At 72.8% G+C, this 18,088-nt stretch carries 18 protein-coding genes; 6 read left to right on the forward strand and 12 right to left on the reverse strand.

All coding sequences use genetic code 11. The features are described 5' to 3' along the window. Positions 1–21 precede the first annotated feature (21 nt). On the forward strand, positions 22–573 hold the full coding sequence (locus BLV02_RS32390; protein WP_069113763.1) for a TetR/AcrR family transcriptional regulator: 552 nt from the start codon (positions 22–24) through the stop codon (positions 571–573). Positions 574–656: 83 nt separating this feature from the next. Here the strand turns inward: BLV02_RS32390 and BLV02_RS32395 are convergent, their stop codons facing one another. From BLV02_RS32395 to BLV02_RS32405, 3 genes are all read right to left on the reverse strand, one after another. Continuing rightward, positions 657–1,586: a trypsin-like serine peptidase gene (locus BLV02_RS32395; protein ID WP_069113762.1), complete on the reverse strand. Its 930-nt coding sequence runs from the start codon at positions 1,584–1,586 to the stop codon at positions 657–659. Positions 1,587–1,748: 162 nt separating this feature from the next. Next, the gene (locus BLV02_RS32400) at positions 1,749–2,630 is read right to left on the reverse strand and encodes a DUF5134 domain-containing protein (protein ID WP_083289042.1); all 882 of its coding nucleotides are present in this window, start codon (positions 2,628–2,630) and stop codon (positions 1,749–1,751) included. A gap of 561 nt (positions 2,631–3,191) precedes the next feature. Then, the gene (locus BLV02_RS32405) at positions 3,192–3,563 is read right to left on the reverse strand and encodes a VOC family protein (RefSeq protein WP_069113760.1); all 372 of its coding nucleotides are present in this window, start codon (positions 3,561–3,563) and stop codon (positions 3,192–3,194) included. A 147-nt stretch (positions 3,564–3,710) separates the two neighbouring features. On the opposite strand from BLV02_RS32405, the gene BLV02_RS32410 reads away from it, so the two are divergent. Next, positions 3,711–4,052: a YciI family protein gene (locus BLV02_RS32410; RefSeq protein WP_216094454.1), complete on the forward strand. Its 342-nt coding sequence runs from the start codon at positions 3,711–3,713 to the stop codon at positions 4,050–4,052. Positions 4,053–4,055: 3 nt separating this feature from the next. On the opposite strand, the gene BLV02_RS32415 is transcribed toward BLV02_RS32410, so the two are convergent. After that, on the reverse strand, positions 4,056–5,069 hold the full coding sequence (locus BLV02_RS32415) for an aldo/keto reductase (RefSeq protein WP_069113758.1): 1,014 nt from the start codon (positions 5,067–5,069) through the stop codon (positions 4,056–4,058). A gap of 33 nt (positions 5,070–5,102) precedes the next feature. Then, a complete protein-coding gene (locus BLV02_RS32420; protein WP_069113757.1) occupies positions 5,103–5,894 on the reverse strand; it encodes a helix-turn-helix transcriptional regulator in 792 nt (263 codons plus the stop codon). Between the two features lie 49 nt (positions 5,895–5,943). Between BLV02_RS32420 and BLV02_RS32425 the strand changes: the two genes are divergently transcribed. Further along, positions 5,944–6,366, forward strand: coding sequence for a DUF2000 domain-containing protein (locus tag BLV02_RS32425; protein ID WP_069113756.1), 423 nt, complete (start codon positions 5,944–5,946; stop codon positions 6,364–6,366). Here the strand turns inward: BLV02_RS32425 and BLV02_RS32430 are convergent. The 6 genes from BLV02_RS32430 to BLV02_RS32455 form a co-directional block, all read right to left on the reverse strand. Continuing rightward, the gene (locus tag BLV02_RS32430; protein ID WP_069113755.1) at positions 6,341–6,670 is read right to left on the reverse strand and encodes a putative quinol monooxygenase; all 330 of its coding nucleotides are present in this window, start codon (positions 6,668–6,670) and stop codon (positions 6,341–6,343) included. The two genes, BLV02_RS32425 and BLV02_RS32430, sit on opposite strands and share 26 nt — an antisense overlap. A gap of 51 nt (positions 6,671–6,721) precedes the next feature. Continuing rightward, positions 6,722–7,207, reverse strand: coding sequence for a MarR family winged helix-turn-helix transcriptional regulator (locus BLV02_RS32435; RefSeq protein WP_171906840.1), 486 nt, complete (start codon positions 7,205–7,207; stop codon positions 6,722–6,724). Between the two features lie 38 nt (positions 7,208–7,245). Beyond that, positions 7,246–7,734, reverse strand: coding sequence for an anthrone oxygenase family protein (locus BLV02_RS32440; protein ID WP_069113753.1), 489 nt, complete (start codon positions 7,732–7,734; stop codon positions 7,246–7,248). Positions 7,735–7,860: 126 nt separating this feature from the next. Continuing rightward, the gene (locus BLV02_RS32445; RefSeq protein ID WP_069113805.1) at positions 7,861–8,715 is read right to left on the reverse strand and encodes an FAD binding domain-containing protein; all 855 of its coding nucleotides are present in this window, start codon (positions 8,713–8,715) and stop codon (positions 7,861–7,863) included. Continuing rightward, positions 8,712–11,117, reverse strand: a complete 2,406-nt coding sequence (locus BLV02_RS32450; RefSeq protein WP_069113752.1) for a xanthine dehydrogenase family protein molybdopterin-binding subunit — start codon at positions 11,115–11,117, stop codon at positions 8,712–8,714. The genes BLV02_RS32445 and BLV02_RS32450 overlap by 4 nt, the downstream gene beginning before the upstream one ends. Further along, complete coding sequence (locus BLV02_RS32455; protein ID WP_074946857.1) at positions 11,114–11,635, reverse strand: (2Fe-2S)-binding protein; 522 nt, start codon at positions 11,633–11,635, stop codon at positions 11,114–11,116. The genes BLV02_RS32450 and BLV02_RS32455 overlap by 4 nt, the downstream gene beginning before the upstream one ends. Before the next feature lie 202 nt (positions 11,636–11,837). Here BLV02_RS32455 and BLV02_RS36905 point away from each other — a divergent pair, with 202 nt between their 5' ends. The 3 genes from BLV02_RS36905 to BLV02_RS32465 all read left to right on the forward strand — a co-directional run bounded on the left by BLV02_RS36905 (position 11,838) and on the right by BLV02_RS32465 (position 15,586). Continuing rightward, positions 11,838–12,002, forward strand: a complete 165-nt coding sequence (locus tag BLV02_RS36905) for a hypothetical protein (protein WP_171906839.1) — start codon at positions 11,838–11,840, stop codon at positions 12,000–12,002. A 19-nt stretch (positions 12,003–12,021) separates the two neighbouring features. After that, positions 12,022–12,393 carry a DUF2203 domain-containing protein gene (locus BLV02_RS32460; protein WP_069113751.1) on the forward strand — a complete coding sequence of 124 codons (372 nt, stop codon included), beginning with the start codon at positions 12,022–12,024 and terminating at the stop codon, positions 12,391–12,393. Between the two features lie 94 nt (positions 12,394–12,487). Then, positions 12,488–15,586 (forward strand): M14 family metallopeptidase, encoded by a 3,099-nt coding sequence (locus tag BLV02_RS32465; protein WP_069113750.1) that lies wholly within the window; start codon positions 12,488–12,490, stop codon positions 15,584–15,586. Positions 15,587–15,923: 337 nt separating this feature from the next. On the opposite strand, the gene BLV02_RS32470 is transcribed toward BLV02_RS32465, so the two are convergent. After that, entirely contained in the window at positions 15,924–17,819 is a 1,896-nt protein-coding gene (locus BLV02_RS32470; RefSeq protein WP_069113749.1) for a glycerophosphodiester phosphodiesterase, read from the reverse strand. Between the last annotated feature and the right edge of the window lie 269 nt (positions 17,820–18,088).

Genomic DNA, 18,088 nt, shown 5'->3' on the forward strand with positions numbered 1-18,088 from the left:
TGTTGGTCTAAGCTCGGCGGCGTGAGACGCAGCTCGGAGGAGACGAAGGCGATCATCCTGGCCGCGGCCCGCGAGCGGTTCGCGGCCGACGGCTACGAGCGGGCCACCATCCGGGCCATCGCCGCCGACGCCCGCATCGACCCGTCGATGGTCATGCGCTACTACGGCTCCAAGGAGAAGCTGTTCGCCGCGGCCGCGCACTTCGATCTCGACCTGCCCGACCTCGCGGCGACGCCCCGCGCCGAGATGGGCCGGCGGCTGGTCGCGCACTTCCTCGACCGGTGGGAGGGCGACGAAGGCCTCATGGTCCTGCTGCGCTCGGGCGTCACCAACCCCGACGCGGCCGAGCGCATGCGCTCGATCTTCACCGCGCAGCTGCTGCCCATGGTGCGCCGCTTCACCACCGACGATGACGACGCCGGGCGCCGGGCCGGGCTCGCCGCCAGCCAGGTGCTGGGGCTCGCGCTGTGCCGCTACCTGCTGGCGTTCCCCCCGGTCGCCGCGATGAGCCGCGACGAGCTGGTCGACCGCGTCGGGCCCACGCTGCAGCGCTACCTCACCGACGAGCCTTAGACGGCGCCAGTGCGCACCCGTCCGCCGATCAACTGCGGCCCGAGGGGTGCCGCCGCGCGCGGCGACACCCCTCGGGCCGGCCGTCAGGCCGCGGCGGCCGCGTTGTAGACGGACTGCGCCGTGCTGCCGAAGAACGGCCCGTACATCGTGTTCGGGTCGTTGTTGTACTTGTAGCTGTTGACCGAGTTCAGCCGGTTGCTCGTGAGCCACCCGCCGCCGGACGAGCCGCCCGTCATGTCACAGGTGATGCCCTGTGTCTGCAGGCCGGACGGGTCGTTGCGGGCGGTGCCGCTGCACGAGTAGAGCCGCTGCCCGTTGAAGGGGGCGGCCGCCGGGTAGCCGTAGGACGTGTAGCTCAGGCCGCGGGCCAGGTTGAAGGCGATCGGGTGCGAGCCGACCACGCTGGTGAGGCTCTGGCCGGACGAGTTCTCGTTCATGACCGCGAAGCCGACGTCGACGTTGAAGTCGCCGCTGTTGGCCCAGCCGCTGGACGTGAACAGGTCCGACGCCGACCACTGGCCGTACGGCGCCGAGCCGTTGTCGTACGCGGGCACGAAGGTGAACTGGGACGCGAACGCGCCACCGCCGCCCTCGTGCAGGCAGTGCCCGGCCGTCGTCACGACGTCGCCGTTGGAGCTGGTGGTGGCGGTGCCGGAGCAGACGTAGTCGGTGCCGCCGATGGTGAAGAAGACCTTGCCGAGTTGCGAGCGCGGGTTCTCCGGCACGGCGGCCGGCGCGAAGTCGCGCTTCTTCGGCGACGCGGTGCTCGCGTCGCCGGTGACGATGACGTCGGCCGGGATGGCCGCCCGCATGCGCTCGGGCGTCCAATAGGCCTCCGCCGCCCGCTGCTGTGCCCGTGTCGTCGCCAGTTCCTGGTGCACGACCTCGGACGCCCGGATGCCGTCGGCGGTGGCCGTCGTGACATCCGTTCCGGCCAGCGCCGGAGTGGCAGCGATGCCGGACACCACGAGTGCGGCTCCGGCCAGGAGAGATCGAATGACGGGTCTCCTCATTGCCCATTCCTCCCTGATGAGACAGTTCGTCGGGGTTCGACGAGATGCCTCAACATACAGTCATCATCCTGTCATGTACAGGTATGTCGGAATTGACTTTTCCGGGAGTTCACCTGGACAACGGCTGGGACCGAAAGTCATGGAGAGGTCAATGGTCAAGTGTCACAGGGCGCTGAAGAAGAGCACCGCCATGCCGGCGCTCAGGGCCACCTCGGTCGCGCACGCTCCGGCCTGCGACGTCAGCACTCGCGCGGTCGTAGGGCGGGGCGGCCGCGCGGGTGGCGGTTCGGGTGGCGTGCGCTCGCCGACCCGGAACCCCAGCGACGTGGCGGCGACCAGGAAGTACAGGCCGAACGCCCAGCACAGCGCGGCCAGGGCAGGCAGGCCGGCATGTGCCCCGTGCAGGTCCAGCGCGACGGCGGCCGGGGTGGCGCCGGTGCCGGCCTCCGTGGCGGCGGCAGCGGCGACGGCGTGGGCGGCGAGCGCGCCGTGGCCGGTCAGGTACATGACCACCATCGCCGCACAGCCGACGAGATGGTGCAGGTGGTACCCGCTGTGGCCGCCGTCGTGGCCGTCGCGGTGGTCTCGGTGGCCGAGATCGGTGAGACGGCTGACCGGGGCCGGGCGGCCGGCCGGATCGGGGCGCCGCGCATCGCCGAACGCGGCCCCCGTCCGGCCGAGCTCGTCGATGTAGGGGTTCGGGGGCGTGCCGCAGCCGCACGTGCCGCCGGGTCCGCCGGCGACCGCGGGCAGGGCGGCCCGGCTCAGCAGTCCGTCGTGACGCAACCGGGCGCCGAACCAGGCGGCGAGCACGGTGAACGCGGCGATGCCGAGGACCGGCGGCACCGCCGCGCCGGCCGGACTGACCATCAGCGCCATCGCGACGCCCATGAGCGCGTGCGAGAGGTCGGGCACGTCCGCCGCGAGGAGGCCGGTGCGCGGACCCCGTCGTGTCACCGACCAAGCGAATCGAGCGGCGGAATACACGGCCACGGCCAGGAACACGACGACCGCCACGACGCGGGCCATTTCGATGGGGGACATCGGCCTCACATCCCGCTCGAGTTCGCACGTCGGCCGTGCTCCGGCGCAGGCGGCGCCGTGACTTCACGGTAATGCACACAACGACGCCACAACAGTCTTGATCTACGTCAAGACAGCCAGTAATTTACCTGTCATCATGCGTCGATCCGCTTACCCGGGGGCCAGAAATCAAAATCTCCATTTCTCTTGAACTCGTGTAACAGCGAGTGTCATAGTGGAGTCACAACAGAACACTGGAGTCCCGCTCAGGGGCAACCGGCATCACGCTGGCCCTGAGCGGCTGTGTCACCGCTTCTCGGGGGTCATTCCCACCCACAAGGGAGGAACGATGAAGGGCAGGCACAGGCGACGGCGTCCCACCAGGTCGCGCAAGAGCTGGCCGCTCGGCTGGTTGAAGAGCGCCTCGCGCGGGCGTGGGGATGATCCGGATGCGGTGGTGGTCGCCAGGTGACGCCGCAGCGCTCCAGCGTCCTGGGGCCGCTCGTCCCGTGACGGGGGTGGACGAGGCGGCGCAGGACACGAAGGGTCCGGTTCCGGGGGAGCCGGACCCTTCGTGTGCTGTTACTCCTGCAGGACCGACAGCACGTTGCCGGCCGGGTCGGTGAACCACGCGATGGGCGGGCCGGCGTTGCGGTGGACGCCCGTCGCGTCGGGTTGCATGTCGGGATAGCGCAGGAACTCGACGCCCAGGCGGGTGAGCTCGGCGACGGCGGCGTCGATGTCGTCGACCGGGAAGTTGAGGATGGTGAACGACGCCGGGGTGTGTGCGTCGCCCTTGGGGTAGACGAGCACGCCGTTGCCGCCGGCGATGTGCAGCGTGAGCATGCCGTTGGCCTCGCTGACCTCCAGGCCGAGCGTCTCGGCGTAGAACCGCTTCGCCGCCGGGATGTCGTCGACCGAGAAGCCGCTGAAGGCCTTGGTCTTCTCGAACATGTCGGATCCCTTCTCTCGTCACGGGTGACGTTACCCATCGGCACCGACAATGGACGCCATGTCGAGAAGCGAGCGCCGGCTCCGACGTCTCGCCCGAACGGTGTCCAGCCAGGACGCCGGAGCACGAAGGGTCACACAGTGAAGTACATGCTGCTCATCTACAACAGCGCCGCCGCGTTCGAGGCGATGACCGAGGACGAGAAGTCGGCCGTCTTCGGGCAGGTCGACGTCATCATGAAGGAGCTGCAGGAGTCCGGCGAGTGGGTCGCCGGCGAAGGGCTGGCCGACGCGGCCCGGGCGAAGACGGTGCGGGTGCGCGACGGCGCGGCGGTCGTCACCGACGGGCCGTACCTGGAGGCCAAGGAGCAGTTCGCCGGCTACCTCACCGTCGACGTGGCGTCGGAGCAGCGGGCGGTCGAGATCGCCGCCCGCTGGCCCGACGCGTGCCGCTGGGGCATGGAGGTCCGGCAGGTCGTCGGCGGAGGCTGACGCTCACATCGCGGCGACGGGCTCCGCGCGCAGGTCCGCCAGCAGCCGCTCGACCTCGGCCAGCTCGGCCGGGGCGAGCGGCCCGTGCGCCAGCGCGCCGGCGTTCTCCTCGGCCTGCGCGACGGTCCGGCAGCCGGGGATCGGGATGGTCGCGCCGCTGCGCGCCCAGATCCACGCCAGCGACCCCTGCGCCAGGGTCCGTCCGCCGCTGCGCAGCACCTCGCGGACGGCGGCGACCCGGTCCAGCCACAGCGGCACCGGCCGGCCGTCGCGGAAGTACCGCAGCCAGTCCGGCGCGATGCCGCGCACGTCGTCCGGCCCGAGTGTCGACGACGCGGTGAACTTGCCGGTGAGCAGGCCCATCGCGAGCGGGCTGCGGTTCAGGCTGGCGAGGCCGTGCGCCTCGCAGGCGGCCAGCACCTCGGCGGCGTCGTGCAGGACGTTGAAGGCGTGCTGGACGGCGGTGCAGTGCGGGCCGGCCGCGCCCCAGGCGGCGGCGCGGTCGGCGTGGTCGGTGCTCCAGCCGTACCAGCGCAGCTTGCCCTCGGCGACCAGCTCCTCCAGCGTCCCCAGCAGGTCGGCGGCGACGGCGATCGGGAGGTCGTTGAGGTGCAGCTGGTAGAGGTCGACGCGGTCGGTGCCCAGTCGCGTCAGCGAGCCCTCGAGCGCGCGGCGCAGGTACGCCGGCGACGGGTCGGTGCCGGTGAGCTGCCGCGTCGCGGGGTCGATGGTGTTGCCCCACTTGGTCGCGATGACGACGTCGTCGCGCCGCCCGGCCAGCGCGCGGCCCAGGATCAGCTCGCTGTGCCCGGTGCCGTACGCGTCCGACGTGTCGAACAGGGTCACCCCCAGCTCGACCGCCCGCCGGACGGTCGCCACGGACTCGTCGTCGTCGACCTCGCCCCAGCCGCACGGCTGGTCGCCGGCCCAGAACGGCCCGCCGATGGCCCAGCAGCCCATGCCGAGGGCGCTGACCTCGATGCCGCTGCGGCCCAGTGTGCGTGTCGTCACAGTCATGCCGCCACGCTGCCAGTTCGAGCGCGCTCCAGGTCAACCCCTCGCGTACGCGCCCGGGCTGACGCCGAGGTAGCGGCGGAACTGCCGGGTCAGGTGCGCCTGGTCGTAGAACCCGGCGGCGGTGGCGACGGCGGCCGGGCGCTGCCCGGCCAGCAGCAGCCGGCGGGCCAGCTCGACCCGGCGGCCGGTGAGGTAGCGGTGCGGCGGCAGGCCGAACGCGGCCGTGAACGAACGGACCAGGTGGGTCGGGTGGGCGTGCAGCTGCGCGGCCGCGGCCCGCAACGTGACGCCGTCGGCGACGTTCGCGTCGAGCAGCTCGCGCAGCCGCCCGGCCAGCCCGGGCGCCTGGCGGCCCGGCGTCGCGCCGGGCGAGAGCTGCGCCGCGATGCGGGCGCCGATCAGCGTCAGGCGGCTCTCCGCCTCGAGCACGTCGCCGGGCCGTTCCAGCGCCCGGTGCAGCTGGTGCACGCGCAACCGCAGCTGCCGGTCGGTGAACGTGGGGTGGTCGACGGCGGCGCCGATGAGGTCGTCGCCGAGCAGGCCGGGGTCGAGGTACAGCACGCGCTTGCCGAACCCGGCCGGCGTCGCGGCCCGGCCGTCGTGCGGGACGTGCGGCGGCAGCAGCGTGACGGCGGACCCGGCGGCGCCGTGGTGGTGGCGGTCGAGGTCGAACCGGATGGCGCCGTCGTCGACGATGAGCAGCGTCCACGCGGTGTGGGTGTGCGCCGGGTAGGCGTGGTGGGTGAACCGGGCGTGGAAGACCTCGGCCAGCCCGGGCACGTCGGGGCGCCAGGCGCGGACCGTCGCGCCGGCGGGGGCGAACACGCTAACACCGTACAAGACCCGGCGGCCGCGGCCGCGTGATGCTGGAACGGTGACCGACGAGATCCGCTTCGCCACCAAGATCGCCGTCCTGCTCGCCGCCGACCTCCCCGTCTGGCAACGCCTCAACGTGACGGCGTTCCTCGTCAGCGGCCTGGCCGGGACCATCCCGGAGCTGATCGGCGAGCCGTACGAGGACGCCGACGGCACCGTCTACCTGCCGATGTTCCGTCAGCCGGTGCTGGTGTTCGCCGGCGACGCCGCCGTGCTGACGGCCGCGCACGGGCGGGCGCTGGACCGCGGGCTGCGGCCGTCGGTCTTCACCCGCGAGCTGTTCACCACGGGCAACGACCGCGACAACCGGGCCGCCGTCCGCGCGGTGAAGCGGGCCGACCTCGACCTCGCCGGCCTCGCGGTGCACGGCCCGAAGAACGCCGTCGACAAGATCGTCAAGGGCGCGCGGCTGCACCCGTGAGCACGTCGACACCGAGGCCGCCCTCGACCCGTGCCTCGGCGCCGGTGAACTCGCCGGTCAGCATCGGCATGGCGGTGGCGATGGCGGCCTTCGTCTCCGGCAGCTCGAGCGAGGCGTCGTGGTGCTGCTTCGACGCCCACAGCTCGCTGACGACGACGAGGTCCGGGTCGGTCTCGCAGACGCCGACGGCGTAGAGGTGGCAGCCGGCCGCCCGCAGCCCGGCGGTGCCACTGAGCAGGATCGCGACGACCTCGTCGCGGCGGCCGGGCCGGGTGCGCATGGTGCCCTGGTATGCGTACGTCACCGCGTCAGCGTCGCACCCCGGGGCGGGGTCGCGCTTGTAAGGATCGGACACTCAGGCGTTGGCGCCGATGTCCATCATCATGCGGCAGGGGTCGGTGACCGGATCGGCGGCGTTCAGGCCGGCGGCCAGGGTGCCGAGCAGCGACCGCAGCGTCGCGCGGTCGTCGTCGCCGAGGCTGCTCAGCACGTGGTCCTCGGCCAGCGCCATGCGGTGGTCGGCCTCGGCGAGGTACTGGCGGCCGAGGGCCGTGGCGACGACGCGGCGGTTGCGGCGGTCGCCGGGGTCGGGGTGCCGCTCGACCAGGCCGGCCTCGGTCAGCGCGTCGAGCAGGTAGGTGAGCACGGTCTTGTCGATGCCCAGCCGCAGCGCCAGCGCCGACTGGGTGCGCGGCTCTTCCCGGGCGGCGACGGCGAGCACCTGGCGCCCGCGGTGGTCGCCGGGGATGCCGGCCGTGGCGGCGTCGGCCGCGCGCAAGTAGGCCCGGAACAGCACGCCGAGCCGCCAGCCGAGGTCGTCCTCGATGCCCTGGATCGTCACACGCCCCATGCTAATCGTCTGTGCGGCAGAAGATCTGCCTACTCGACGGCCGCCAGTCCGGCGGCGAACAGGATGGCGGAGGCGAGGCAGGCGACCGCGCGGACGTGGTTCCACGACGTCCACTCCGCGTAGTAGGTCTCCCACCGCTGCTTCGCCTCCGGCCCGTCCGGGTCGACGAGGTGCAGCGCCTTGTTGCGCGGGACGTGGTAGCCGCCGGTGAGCACGATGGAGCCGAAGATCAGCAGCAGGCCGGCGATGAGCAGGTAGATGGCCTCCTCCTCGCCCCAGCGCGCGAACGAGTAGACGATCGAGATGGCCGACAGGATCGCCGAGCCGACGAACGCGGTGAGGAACCACGCGTTCATCAGCGCCACGTCCATGTTCTGCATCGCCCGGATGGCGTCACCCGGCGGCAGCCGGCGCAGGCCGGGCATGACCATGCTCGACCAGGCGAAGTAGACGCCGGCCATCAGCCCGGCGGACACGGCCGAGGCGAGCGTCAGGGCGAAGAACACGCTGTCGGGCATGCGGAGCCTCCAGACGATGGTGAAGGCCGATCCTAGAGGCTCGCTCGGACAGATGGCCGGACCCGCGCCGGGGGCAGGGCCGATCGGCGGGAGCCTGCAGGTGACTCCCGCCGATCGGACGCCGTGCTACACGCCGCCGGCCGCCATGACGGCGCGCCGGGTGAGGACGGGCGCCAGCTGGGTGCGGTACTCCGCCGACGCGGTGCCGTCGGTCAGCGGCGACGCGCCTTCGAGGGCGCGACCGGCCGCGGCCGCCACCGCGTCCGCCGTCGCCGGGGCGCCCAGGAGGGCATCCTCGACGCCGCGGGCGCGGACCGGGGTGACGCCCATGTTGGTGAGCGCGACCCGGGCCTCGGCGATGCTGCCGTTGGACCGCCGCACCGCCGCCGCCACGCCGACGACCGACCACGACTGCGCCAGCTGGTGGAACTTCTCGTAGTGCGTGCTCCAGCCGGTCAGCTTCGGCACCCGCACCGACACCAGCACGTCGCCGGGGCCGAGCGCCGTCGTGAAGTAGTCGACGAAGAACTCGCCGGCCGGCACGTCGCGCATGCCGCCCGGGCCGGCCACCGTCATGACGGCGTCCATGGCCAGCGCGACGCCGGGGAGGTCGCCGGCGGGGTCGGCGTGCGCGAGCGACCCGCCGAACGTGCCGAGGTGCCGGATCTGGCGGTCGCCGACGGTCTCGGCGGCCTGCGCGATCAGCGGCGCGTGCTCGTGCACCAGCGGATGCCGCATGACCTCGTCGTGCGTGGTCATGGCGCCGATGCGCAGCGCGTCGCCGTCGTCGCTGACGCCGCGCAGCTCGGCCAGGCCGCCGAGGTCGACCAGCATGGCCGGCGCCGCCAGCCGCAGTCGCAGCATCGGCAGCAGGCTCTGCCCGCCGGCCAGCACCTTGCCGTCGTCGCCGGCCGCGGCCAACGCCGTGACGGCGTCGTCGACCGACGCGGCCTTGGTGTAGTCGAACGCCGCCGGGATCATCGCGCCTCGCCTCCGTCCGACGCGGCGCGGGCCGCCGCGATGGTCGACCACACCCGTTCCGGCGTGCACGGCATGCGCACGTCGTCGATGCCCATCGGCCGCAGCGCGTCGACCACGGCGTTGACGACAGCCGGGGTCGAGGCGATGGTGCCGGCCTCGCCGACGCCCTTGGCGCCGAGCGGGTGCCCGGGCGCCGGCGTCTCGGTGCGGTCGGTGACGATGTCCGGGAGGTCGGCCGCGCTCGGGATGGTGTACTCGACGAACGTCCCGGTGGTGAGGTTGCCGTCCTCGTCGTAGCGGGCCTCCTCGAACAGCGCCTGCGCGATGCCCTGCGCGACGCCGCCGTGCACCTGGCCCTCGACGATCAGCGGGTTGATCACCCGGCCGATGTCGTCGACCGCGACGTACGAGCGGACCTGCACCATGCCGGTCTCGGTGTCGACCTCGACGGCGCACAGGTGCGTGCCGTGCGGGTAGGAGAAGTTCTCCGGGTCGAAGACGGCGTCGGCGTCGAGGGTGGACTCGACGCCGTCGGGGAGGTCGTGCGACTGGAACACCGCGAACGCGCAGTCGGCCATGGTCTTCGTGGCCGCGCCCGGCGCGCCCTTCACCCGGAACTCGCCCTCGGTGAACTCGAGGTCGGCGGGGTCGGCCTCGAGCAGGTGCGCCGCGACCGGCAGCGCCTTCTCGACCACCCGCTGGCACGCGTTGACCAGCGCGATGCCGCCGACGGCCAGCGAGCGCGAGCCGTAGGTGTCCAGGCCCTTGTGCGACGTGCGGGTGTCGCCGTGCAGCACCTCGACGTCGTCGAACCCGACGCCGAGCTGGTCGGCGACGATCTGGCTCCACGCGGTCTCGTGGCCCTGGCCGTGCGGCGACGTGCCGGTGACGACCTCGACCTTGCCGGTGGGCAGCACCCGGACGGACGCCGACTCCCACCCACCCGCCGCATACCGCAGCTGGCCCAGCACCCGCGACGGCGCCAGGCCGCACATCTCCGTGTACGTGGACACGCCGATGCCCAGCTGGACCGGGTCGCCGGACGCCCGCCGCGCCGCCTGCTCCTGCCGCAGCGCGTCGTACCCGAACAGCTCCATGGCGCGGTCGGTGGCCGCCGCGTAGTCGCCGGAGTCGTAGGTGAGCCCGGCCGACGTCGTGAACGGGAACTCGGTGCTGTCGATCCAGTTGCGACGGCGCAGCTCGAGTGGGTCCATGCCCAGTTCGGCGGCGAGCTCGTCCATGATGCGTTCCAGCGCGAACGTGGCCTCGGGCCGCCCGGCGCCGCGGTAGGCGTCGGTCTTCGTCGTGTTGGTGAAGACGCCGGTGCACTCGAACCGGTAGGCCGGGAACTTGTAGATGCCGCCGAACATGAACGCGCCGAGGATGGGGATGCCCGGCGTGATGATGCCGAGGTAGCCGCCCATGTTGGCCAGCAGCTTCGCCGACATGCCGGTGACGGTGCCGTCGCGGCGGGCGGTGACGGTGATGTCCTGGATCTGGTCGCGGCCGTGGTGCGCCGAGAGCATGGCCTCGGACCGCGACTCGGTGAACTTCACCGGCTTGTTCAGCCTGCGGGCCGCCGCGAACGCGATGAACTCCTCGGGCGTGACCTCCAGCTTGCCGCCGAAGCCGCCGCCGACGTCGGGCGCGATGACCCGGATCTTGTGCTCGGGCACGCCGGTGCCGAGCGAGAGCAGGATCCGCGCGATGTGCGGCACCTGGGTCGACGACCACATGGTGATCTGGTCGCCGGTGGGGTCGACGACGGTGCTGCGCGGCTCCATGAACGCCGGGATCAGCCGCTGCTGGATGAACCGGCGGCGTACGACGACCTCCGCCTCGGCCTCGGCCTGGGCGACGTCGCCGCCGGTGCCGGCCTGGGCGGAGTCGAGGATCCACGTGTAGCACTTGTTGGTGCCGCTGGCCTCGTGCACCAGGGGCGCGCCGTCGGCCAGCGCGGCCTCCATGTCGAGCACGACCGGCAGCGGCTCGTAGTCGACCTCGATCAGCTCCAGCGCGTCGAGGGCGCTCGCGCGGTCGCGGGCGGCGACGACGGCGACCGGCTCGCCCGCGTGCCGGACCTCGTCCAGCGCCAGCGGGGGATAGGCCGGCAGGACGGTGTCCTCGGTGACCGGCCAGACGCACGGCATGCTGCCCTGGAGGTCGGCGACGTCCTGGCCGGTGAAGACGTCGACCACGCCGGCCGCGCCGCGGGCCGCCGTGACGTCGATGCCGGTGATGCGCGCGTGCGCCATGGGGCTGCGCAGGATGGCGAGGTGCAGCATGCCCGGCAGCGACAGGTTGTCGGTCCAGGAGGTGCGGCCGGTGATCAGCCGGGCGTCCTCCTTGCGGCGGCGGTCGCGTCCGACCTCGCCGGAGGGGCGCTGCTCGGTGACCGTCACGTCGTCACCCCCTCGGCCGCCTCGGCGCTCTCCGGCGTCGACGGCACGCTGGTGCGCATGGACTCGGCCGCCGCGTGGACCGCCCGGACGATGTTCTGGTAGCCCGTGCAGCGGCACAGGTTGCCCTCGAGGCCCTCGCGGATCTCGTCGTCGGTGGGGTCGGGGTTCTCGGTGAGCAGGTCGACCGAGGCCATGATCATGCCCGGCGTGCAGAACCCGCACTGCAGGCCGTGCTGCTCGTGGAAGGCCGTCTGGACGGGATGCAGCTCGCCGTCGGCGCCGGCCAGGCCCTCGATGGTGGTGACGTCCGCGCCGTCGGCCTGCACGGCCAGGACGGAGCAGCTCTTGACGCTGGTGCCGGACAGCAGGACGGTGCAGGCGCCGCAGTTGCTGGTGTCGCAACCGACCACGGTGCCGACCTTGCCGAGCCGGTCGCGCAGGTGCTGGACGAGCAGCGTGCGTGGCTCGACGTCGTCGTCGTACCGGACGCCGTCGACCGTCATGGTGATTCTGGTCATGGGACTCCCGCCTACGCCAAGGACCGGCGCAGCCTCACCGGCCCGACCGAGCGCAATCCGATGCGCGCTTGCTGGTTCCAGCAAAGTCCGCGAATGCTGACACCGCAAGTGTTTCGCCCGAACCCGTGTGACCCATGGCACAGGTGATGCCGCTCACGAGTCGTGGCGATCAACGCGGGCGGCTCGGCACGCTGAAAGCACCATGCTCTACGACTGCCCCGAATGCGCGCTGCCCGCGACCGTCACCTCGCGCGGCCGGCTGTCCGGTACCTCCGGCCCGGTCGAGCACGTCGCTGTGCACTGTGTGGGCGGGCACCGCTTCCTCGGCCCGGCCGACTCGCTGCGCGTCCTGCTGCCGCAGGGCTGAGCTCCGGGAGAATCGGGGGATGAGCGACGTCTACACCGCCGCCGAGGCGCGCGCCGTCCTGGACCGGCTGCGTCCGACCCTCGACGCCCTGATCGAGGTCCGCGCCGACCTCGCCGAGCTGGGCGCCGCCGTCCAGAGCGGCGCGCCGTCCGCGCTGGGCGGGCTGCCGGAGCTGAAGGCCGCGCAGGCCCGCCTCGACGAACTGCTGTCCGCGGTGGTCGCGTCCGGCGTCGAGGTCAAGGGCATCGCGCCCGTGCTGCTGGACTTCCCGTCCGTCCTCGACGACGAGCCGGTGCTGCTGTGCTGGCTCGAGGGCGACGCCAAGCTGGCCTGGTACCACCGCGCCGATCTCGGCTTCGCCGGGCGCCGTCCGCTCCCGCCTGCTCCTTAGCGGTCCGGACCAGCGGCTTCACAAGATCGGCCGCGGCCGCTACGGTCCGGGCGGGGCGCGCCAGGGGGGTCGTCCTCGGACGAAGGAGTCCAGCATGGCCGCATCTCGTCGTCGCTCCCGCCGTCTCACCGCCGCTGCCGTCGCCCTCGGGCTCGGCGTCTCGCTGCTGGTCACCAGCGGCGCGGGCGCCGACGACGGCGGCGAGCTCGAGGCCTACACCGCCGACGTCACCGCCGCGCAGGCGGCCGAGATCAGCGCCGACGGCCTCGACGTCACCGCCGCCGAGCCGACCGCGTCCGGCGTCCGCATGGACCTGGTGCTCACCGAGGACGAGGTGCGGGCGCTGCGCGGCCGCGGCGTCGACGCCGAGGTGAAGCGCAACGCCGACGGGCTGAGCGCCACCGAGGCGGCGGCCCGGCAGGCGGCCGCCGGGTACACCGTCTGGCGCTCGTGGGACGAGGACGGCGGGCTGCGCGACCAGCTGTACGACCTGGCGAGGGCCAACCCGCAGATCGCCAAGCTGGTCGTGCTCGGCGAGACGTACGAGGGCCGCGAGATCATCGCGCTCAAGCTGACCCAGGGCGCCCGCGGCATCGCCGACGGCACCCGCCCGGCGGTGCTGTACAGCTCGCTGCAGCACGCACGTGAGTGGATCTCCGGCGAGGTCAACCGCCGGATGCTGACCAGCCTGGTCGACGGCTGGCGGGCCAACGACCGCGACGTGCGCAGCCTGCTGCGGCGCAACGAGTACTGGTTCGTGCTGGTGGCCAACCCGGACGGCTACCAGTACACGTTCGACAACGAGCGGCTGTGGCGGAAGAACCTGCGCGACAACGACGGCGACGGCACCACCACGGCACTCGACGGCGTCGACCCGAACCGCAACTACCCCGAGCACTTCCAGTACGACGAGGAGGGCTCGTCGTCGCTGATCTCCAGCGACACGTACCGCGGGCCGGAGGCCGGCTCCGAGCCGGAGACGCAGGCGATGCTGGCGCTCTACGACCGCGTCGACTTCGCCTTCCACGTGAACTGGCACTCGGCCGGCGAGTGGCTGCTGTACCCGGAGGGCTGGCAGACCGGCACCCCGAGCGCCGACGACCCGATCTACTTCGCGCTGTCGGGCAACCTGGACACCCCGGCGATCGCCGGCTGGGAACCTGGCCTGTCGTCGGACGTCCTGTACGTGACCAACGGCGAGACCACCGACTTCGCGCACTCCCAGCGCGGCACCCTCGCGTGGACGCCGGAACTGGGCGAGGGCGTGCCCGGCAGCGGCTTCGTCTTCCCCGACGACGAGGCGCTGGTGCAGGCCGAGTTCGAGAAGGTGCGGCCGTTCGCCATGGACGTCGCGAGGTCCGCGGCCGACCCGGACGACCCGGTGTCGCACCTGGGCCTCACGACGAAGCCGTTCTACCTGCAGAGCGACGACACCTACAAGGCCGGGCTGCCGCAGGCGGACTTCACCTTCGACTACTCCTACGGCGACCCGCAGGAGGTGCGGGTGCTGGCCAAGCGCGACCTCGGCGACGTGACGGTGAGGTACCGCGTCGACGGCGGCCCGGTGCAGAGCGCGCCCACCGACGAGTGGGACGGCGGCGACCGCTACGGCGGCGGCACCGACGTCTACTACCGGGTGATGAGCGGCGTCGTCACCGGCACCGAGCCCGGCGACACCGTCGAGGTGTGGTTCGAGGGCGGCGGCGAGACCAGCGACTCGTTCACTTACACCGCGGTCTCGGAATCCGCGAACGACGTGCTGGTGCTGGCCGCCGAGGACTACACCGGCGCCTCACCGGTGCAGCCGGCCGGCGGCCCGCACCACCTGGCCGCCTACGAGGAGGCGCTGACGGCGAACGGCGTCGGCTACGACGTGTACGACGTCGACGCCCGCGGCCGGACCGCGCCGGACGCCCTGGGCGTGCTGTCGCACTACGACGCCGTCGTCTGGTACACCGGCGACGACATCGTCACCCGCGAGCCGGGCTGGGCCGGTGGCACCGCGTCGCGGCTGGCCATGGACGAGCTGCTGGAGGTCCGCGACTTCCTCAACGAGGGCGGCCAGGTGCTGTACACCGGCAAGTACGCCGGCACCCAGTACACCCAGAACCACGGGCTGCAGGCCTACGACCCGACGGCCGCGAACGCGCAGTGCGCCGCCGACCCGGCGGTGCAGGCGCGGTGCCGGGTGCTGGCAGGCTCCGGCGACCTCACCAACGACGTGCTGCAGTACTGGCTCGGCGCCTACCTGCTGGTCGACGACGCCGGCACCACCGACGACGGCCTGCTCGACGTCATCGGCGGCGACGAGGGCCCGTTCGAGGGCATGGGCTGGGGGTTCGACCCGGCCGGGAACCAGGACCACAGCAACTCGCAGGTCGTCACCAGCGGCATCCTCGACCCCGAGACGTACCCGCAGTTCGACAGCTGGGTCGCGGCGCGCTGGGACCGCGAGGGCGGCCCGTTCGAGCCGCACACCGGCGACTTCTACGTCTACTCGCAGATCGGCGACGTCTCGTTCAAGCGGCTGACGAACACGGTGTCCGTGCCCGCGGGCGGCGCGACGCTGTCGTTCTGGACGTCGTACGACACCGAGGCGGCCTGGGACCACCTGTTCGTCGAGGCCGCACCGGCCGGCACCGACGACTGGACCACGCTGCCGGACGCGAACGGGAACACGTCGCAGGAGACCGCGGGCGGCAGTTGCCCGGCGGGCTGGAACACCCTGCACCCGCGGCTGGAGCACTACCAGACCGTCGTCGACGGCACCACGTGCCTGCCGACCGGCACGACCGGCGCGTGGAACGCCGCCTCGGGCAACTCCGGCGGCTGGCAGGAATGGTCGATCGACCTCACCCCGTACGCCGGCGGCGACGTCGACCTGTCGATCAGCTACGCCAGCGACTGGGCGGTCCAGGGCCTGGGCGTCTTCGTCGACGACATCACCGTCAGCACCGGCGACGGCGACACGTCGTTCGAGACCGACCTCGGCGGCTGGGAGGTGCCCGGCCCGCCCGAAGGGAGCGCGCCGAACGCCAACGACTTCCTCCGCACGACGGCCGGCGGCTTCCCGGAGGCGGCCGTCACGGCGACGCCCGGCACGCTCTACGCCGGGTTCGGCCTGGAGGGCATCGAGGACGCGGCCGAGCGGGCCGCCGTCATGGAGCGGGCGCTCAAGCACCTGCTCGACTGACGGCGACCCACTGGCGAGGGTGTGGCCCGCCCTGCTGGGGTGCTCACCCCCGCTGGGGCGGCCCGCCCTGCTGGGGTGCTCACCCCTGGCGGGGCGGCCGGCGGAGTGGGCGTGGGCGGTCCCGCTCGGGGCGCTGACCCTGGCGGGGCGGGCCGATGGAGGCCCGCCCCGCTGGGTGGGTGTCCTCGCTTGTGGCGGCGATCCGATGCGGTAGGTATGACCCGCCCCTTGAGGGAGGGTGCCCACCCTACGGGCGGGCACCGACACGCTCCGCCGACGCCGACGCCGACGCCGGGCCTTGCCGTGGTGCTGTCGTCGGGCGGACCCGGCGACGGGGTCAGAGTGCCCGTGCGTCGGCGGCGATCAGGGCGGCCAGTTCGGCCGGCAGCTGGTGGCCGCCGACCCCGGCCTCGGCGATCGAGGCGACCCGGATCCAGTCGGACCGGTCGATGGCGCGCAGCAACTGGTCGCGCAGCGCGCGCTCGACGTCCGGTCCGGTGGCGAGGCGCACCAGCCCGGCCGCCGACGGCTGCACCGTCACCGTGGTGGTCGCGGTGGCGGTGCCGCTGACGCCGGTGGCCGTCACCTCGAGGGTGTGCTCGCCCGCGGCCAGCGTGTCGACGGCGATGGCGGAGCCCTCGGCGACCTCCGCGCCGTCCAGCGTGAGCGCGATCGACTCGGCCCGCTCCGACGTCACCGCCGGCACCAGCACGTCGCCGCGGGTCAGCGTCGCGCCGTCGGCCGGGGCCGCGAACGCCACGGTGGGCTCGTCCGGCACCGTCTGCACGTGCCGTGCGTTCCAGCCGACCAGCTCGCCCGGCTTGTTCGTGATGACGCCGTCGACGCCGAGGTCGCGCAGGATGGCCCACTGGGCCGGGTCGTCGATGGTGTACGGCATGACGGCGATCTCGGCCTCGTGCAGGTCGGCGATGACGTCGGTGCTGGTCTGCAGCGCCGTCCACGACGGGTTGTAACTGACGACGCCGAGGTCGCGCGCCATCGCGACCGGGTCGGCGTCGAGGCTGGAGCGCAGCAGGCCGAGCCGCAGCTCCGGCTCGATCGCCCGCACGTCGCGCAACACCTGCACGTCGAAGCTCTGCAGCAGGGTCTGCTCGATCAGGCCCTGCTCGCGCAGCTGGCCGACGATGACCTCCAGCTCGGCGTACGTCTCCGGGCCCTTGACCTCCAGCAGCAGCACCGGCGCGCGGCCCTTCATCAGCGCCAGCACGTCGAGCAGCGTCGGCACCGGCTGGCCGGTGAACGCCGTCGAGAACCACGACCCGGCGTCGAGGCCCTCGATGTAGTCGGACGTCACGGCCGGCAGCGCGCCGGTGCCGTCGGTGGTCCGGTCGAGGGTGTTGTCGTGCAGGATGATCGGCACGCCGTCGGCGCTGCTCGCGACGTCGACCTCGACGTAGTCGGCGCCGCTGCGCAGCGCGGACTCCACTGCGGCGAGGGTGTTCTCGGGCGCGACCGACGAGTAGCCGCGGTGCGCCACCACGGCGGGCGTCGACCCGGGGCCGACCGGTCGGATCACCGGCTCCTCCTCGAGTTCCGTGACGACGACGTCGTCGAACGATACGGTGCTGCCGTTCACGATCAGGCCCAGCACGCCTTGGTCGGAGCGCTGCAGCGCGCTGGTGCGCATGACCTCCTGGCCGTCGAAGATCCAGGTGGCCCGGCTGCCGCGCACCTCGACGGCGATGCGGACGTCGGTGCCCGTGCCGGCCGCGTGCGGCGCGGCGGCCGTGTTCGTCACGTTCCAGCCGTCGGACGTGGTGCGCTGGGCGAACTCGAGCCCGTTGGCGGCGGTGGTGCCGCTGCGCATGGTGGCGATCCACCACGGCGTGGACCCGTCGGGCGCGATGTCCATGCCGACGGCGGTCCAGCGGGCGGCGTTGGCGACCTGCTCGAACCTCGCCGTCAGCTCGACCCGGAAGTTGCGCAGGTGCGGCCCGAACGTGATGCGCGACAACTGGCTCGACGACGTGCTGACGCCGACCAGCCGCCCGTCCGATACCGACCACTGGCCGTCGACGGCGGTCCAGCCGGCGGGGATCTCACCGCCTTCGAAGTCCTCGCTGAGGACGACTGCGGGTTCGGCTGTTTCGGCTGGTTCCGCTGCCGCGGGCGCCGCGACGGTTGCCGCGCTGAGGGCGGCGGCCGGCAGGGCGGCGGCGAGGGCGACGGCCAGGGTCGCGGTCCGGAGTAGGGACGGTCTGGGTAGGCGCACGGGGTCCTCCAGGGTGGGGGGTTTCCGGGATGCTACGGATCGTCACTGAATGCCGGTTGAACACCGGGTGGCGCTCCCGGTGCCCGGCGGCGCACGCGCGTGTCGGCTGCCTTGTCCGGTGCGTTCGGCGACGTCGCGGTGGCTGGTAGGTGGACCCCTCCCGGCCCGGGTGAGGCCCACCCTACGGGCGGGCGCCGACACACTCGGCCGCGCCGACACACTCGGCCGCGCCGACACACTCGCCCGCGCTGACAAACGCGCCCGCGCTG

This window comes from Jiangella alba (assembly GCF_900106035.1).
GTDB lineage: Bacteria > Actinomycetota > Actinomycetes > Jiangellales > Jiangellaceae > Jiangella > Jiangella alba.